5 protein-coding genes are annotated in these 3963 nt (G+C 45.4%); all 5 read left to right on the top strand.

Annotated features, from left to right (window positions below):
* Positions 1-635, top strand: a 635-nt coding sequence (thyX, locus tag J6U00_RS04200; RefSeq protein WP_296579317.1) for an FAD-dependent thymidylate synthase, incomplete at its 5' end; no start/stop codon positions are given.
* 4 nt (positions 636-639) lie between these two features.
* Positions 640-1530 (top strand): phosphatidylglycerol lysyltransferase domain-containing protein, encoded by an 891-nt coding sequence (locus tag J6U00_RS04205; protein ID WP_296579320.1) that lies wholly within the window; start codon positions 640-642, stop codon positions 1528-1530.
* A 13-nt stretch (positions 1531-1543) separates the two neighbouring features.
* Positions 1544-2086: a DJ-1 family glyoxalase III gene (locus J6U00_RS04210; RefSeq protein ID WP_296579324.1), complete on the top strand. Its 543-nt coding sequence runs from the start codon at positions 1544-1546 to the stop codon at positions 2084-2086.
* A 2-nt stretch (positions 2087-2088) separates the two neighbouring features.
* The gene (locus J6U00_RS04215) at positions 2089-2649 is read left to right on the top strand and encodes a 5-formyltetrahydrofolate cyclo-ligase (protein ID WP_296579326.1); all 561 of its coding nucleotides are present in this window, start codon (positions 2089-2091) and stop codon (positions 2647-2649) included.
* Positions 2642-3963 (top strand): endolytic transglycosylase MltG (gene mltG, locus J6U00_RS04220; protein WP_296579328.1); only part of this gene is annotated, 1322 nt, incomplete at its 3' end. The genes J6U00_RS04215 and mltG, both read left to right, overlap by 8 nt.

A 3963-nucleotide genomic window follows, 5' to 3' on the forward strand; every position in this document is an offset into this window, starting at 1 on the left:
TGATCGTTTCTATCGGTCACGAAAGCGTTGTTGAGCACGTAAGCTTCACTTTCGGCATCGAGGGTATATCAAGAGCCTGCAGCCATCAGCTGGTCAGACATCGTATCGCTTCTTATTCTCAAAAAAGCCAGCGGTACGTCAATGAAAATGGATTTGAGTTTATCACTCCCCCTGCCATTGCTGAACTGCCGGAAGCAAGGACTGAATATGACAGAATAATAGATGCGATCACCGGAAGCTATGAAAAGCTTGCAGCTCTGCTCACAGAAAAGCATACAGTACAATTCATATCACAGGGCATGGACGAAAAAACAGCCCGTTCAAAGGCTTCAAAGCTTGCCAACGAGGATGCACGCTTCGTACTTCCAAATGCCTGTGAAACCAAAATCGTCGTTACCATGAATGTTCGCTCGCTTTTCAATTTCTTCCGTCACCGCTGCTGCAACCGTGCACAGTGGGAGATAAGGGCGGTCGCAAATGAAATGCTTCGTCAGTGCATCGAAGTCGCTCCCCATATCTTCGCTCACGCAGGTCCTTCCTGTGTAGCCGAGGGCAAATGTCCCGAAGGCAAAATGACCTGCGGAAAAATAAACGAAGTCAGGGATTATTTCCACTCTCTTACATCAAAGCAGTAGTAAAATGCTTGAATTCAGAGACATAGCAATAACCGACAAGGAACGTATAACAAGAGCCCTTCAGTACTCACAATTCATGGGTTGCGAGTACAGCTTCTCCAACAATATGGCTTGGAAAAGACTAGGAGATTCAAAGATATCCTTTTACAAGGATTTCTATATCTGCTGCTCATTCCGTTCAGAAGACGGTACACCCAACTTTTTTCTCCCCTCTGGAAAAGGGAACTATAAAGATGTCTTCGGTGAAATGAGAAAATATTCCGAAGGTCTTGGCAGGCCTCTCAGAGTTGCAGGTATCACAGAACCTTCACTGAATATGCTCAGTGAGCTTTTCCCTGACGGCTTTACCGCCGATACGGAAGATGGAGACTGGGACTACATCTACAATACCGTTGATCTTACAAGGTTGCCCGGAAGGAAATATCATGGCAAACGTAATCATCTGGCTCGTTACAATGAGCTAGGCGCAGAGTTTTCCATGATGACCGAAAAGGACTTCGACGACTGCATAACCTTCAGCGCTATGGAGTACAACAGTAAGTCGGCTACTCAAGATCATTCCTTTATCGCCGAGCAATACGCAATAAACACTTACTTCAACTACTTCCTAGAGCTTGGTCTTAAAGGCGGTATAATAAGGGTTGACGGAAGGGTCGCAGCCTTCACTATAGGAGACAGGCTGAACGACGAGACCTTCTGTGTTCACATTGAAAAAGCGGATACAAGCTTTAACGGTATATACGCAGGCATAAACTACAGCTTTGCAAATGCCGCTGCGGCAGGATATAAATATATCAACCGTGAAGAGGATCTGGGAATTGAGGGTCTGCGAAGAGCAAAACTCTCCTACCATCCCGCTTTTCTTCTGAAAAAATATACAGTCACTTTTAAATGAAAGGATACAAAAAATGATCTACGTTTTTCTCGCAAACGGTTTTGAAGAGACCGAAGCCATTGCTCCTATCGACCTTCTCAGGCGTGCAGGAAAAAAAGTCGTTACCGTCGGCGTTGGCGACAATATAATAGCTGGCTCTCACGGTATCAATGTAGTTACTGATACTATTGCTCAGGAAGCTCCTCTCACTGAAGAGCTCGAGATGATCGTACTTCCCGGCGGAATGCCTGGCACCCTTAATCTTGAAAAGTCCGATTATGTTCAAGCAGCTATCGACTACTGCGTAGCCAATAACATATATATCGGTGCTATATGCGCAGCTCCCTCAATACTCGGTCACAAGGGGCTGCTCAAAGGAAAGACAGCCGTTTGCTATGAGGGATTTGAGACACAGCTCGAAGGGGCAAATATAGGCAACGGAGGCGTTGCTGAGGACGGTATATTCATCACTGCGAGAGGCGCAGGAGTTGCCGTTGATTTTGGTCTTAAGCTGGTTGAAAAAGCTCATTCAAAGGAAGAAAGTCTCCGACAGCGCAATGCTATCTTATGCGAGTGATTATGGATAATAAAAAAGAACTACGAAAAGAATTCTCACATCTCCGTGCAGAGATACGCGATAAGGTGTCCAAGGATATGGATATCACCGAACGTCTACTACAAGAAGAAAAAATACTTGAAGCTGATAATATTCTTCTCTATGCCTCATTTGGCTCAGAGGTGGATACATATCTCCTTATTGACAAACTAATAGAAATGGGCAAAAACGTAGCCCTCCCAAAGTGCGGTCCGGAACGTACGATGACATTTCATCTTATTGGTTCGGTAGCCGATCTCCATGAGGGAATGTACCGTATCCCCGAACCTGACAGTGCTCTCCCACAACCCGAGACCACCGAAAAATCCGTATGTATTATCCCCGGACTTGCTTTCACCGAGGACGGAGGACGTCTTGGCTACGGTGGAGGCTATTACGACGAGTTTATCTTTGCCAACCCACAGCTTTATACGATTGCTCTCGCCTATGAGGAGCTCATCGTCAAGCAGCTGCCTTTGATGCAGCACGACCTTAAGGTCGATCTTATTGTAACAGAAGAAAGGACGGTGCTCTGCAATGACTGATAACAATAACGATATTATCAATAATATTCTCAATCAGCTCGACAATGAAAAAGCAGAGAACGCTAAGAATACCGAAAAGAAACAGGAGGAGGTCTCAGCACCTTCTAAGCCCACTTACAAGCCTCACGATAATATGAACGAAAAAATCTCTGTCGGAGATACGGCTGAAGTGCCAGACAGCACTCCTCAGCCTTCGGCTTCTAACATCAGACGCCGTATGCCTATGCATACTGATAATACAGGCGCTCAGGCAACTCACGATCAGGACAGTGTGCATCCGCCGTTCCCTTCTAGAGGAGTTCAGCCTCCACAAGCTAATGATATTCCCATGAGGAACACGTCTGCTGTAAAAAGGAACAGCTCTCACCACAAAAAGAAGAAAAAGAAGCAGAGAAACAGACTTCCGGGTGTTCTTATCCTCACTGTATTTATTTTTGCTGTATCTATCTGTCTTTCCCTTGTGATCATCGCTTTTGGAAAGGACGTTCTCGGTATCGGCAAAAGCGATTCCACAAAAATGATAATAATTCCCGAGGGTGCAACAACAGAAGAGATATCAAACCTCCTTTATGATGAGGGCATAATCAATTCTCCGAAATGTTTCCAGCTTTTTGCCAAATTCAGGGACGATGCTGACAACTTCCTTGCCGGTGAGCACTTTGTAAGCCCGAGCATGGCTTACGAAACTATATTCAAAAACCTTACCAGCGCCGAAGAGGAGCAACAGAAGGAGCCAGTTTCCATAACGTTTAACGAAGGCATAAATATATTTGAAGCAGCAGAAAAACTACAGGAAGCAGGCGTATGCAACGCAAATGATTTCATTTACCGTTTCAACGCCTCAAACTTCGGCTTTGACTTCGAGTCCGAGCTCACCAAAACACCCGACCCTCTGAGATTTGCAGACGCTCGTATGGAAGGTTACCTCTTCCCCGATACCTATACCTTTACAAAGGATATGGCCCCCGAACAGGTCTGCCAGAAGATATACTACAACTTCAATGATAAGATCACTTCTGATGACCGATTGCAAAAAATGAAAGATCTCGGTCTTACACTGGATCAGCTCATTACCCTCGCTTCCATTGTTCAGAAGGAAGCTCCTTTCCGTGATGATATGAACCGCGTCGCAAGCGTATTCTGGAACCGACTTGAAATTCCTGACGCCGAGACAGCAGGATTCCTCCAGTCTGACCCGACATCAAATTACTCCAAATACGTTATCAAACCGCGTCTTGCTGTTCCTAATAAGGAAATGACCGATGCCTATGATACTTATATAAGCAAGGGACTTCCTCCCGGTGCTATCTCCAA

This window comes from Ruminococcus sp. (assembly GCF_017650195.1).
Lineage (GTDB): Bacteria > Bacillota > Clostridia > Oscillospirales > Ruminococcaceae > Ruminococcus.

What these genes read in the sequence shown, in the direction of transcription:
- J6U00_RS04215 (WP_296579326.1), top strand. Translation starts at nt 2,089, where the DNA reads ATGGATAATAAAAAAGAACTACGAAAAGAATTCTCACATCTCCGTGCA.
- J6U00_RS04210 (WP_296579324.1), top strand. Translation starts at nt 1,544, where the DNA reads ATGATCTACGTTTTTCTCGCAAACGGTTTTGAAGAGACCGAAGCCATT.
- J6U00_RS04205 (WP_296579320.1), top strand. Translation starts at nt 640, where the DNA reads ATGCTTGAATTCAGAGACATAGCAATAACCGACAAGGAACGTATAACA.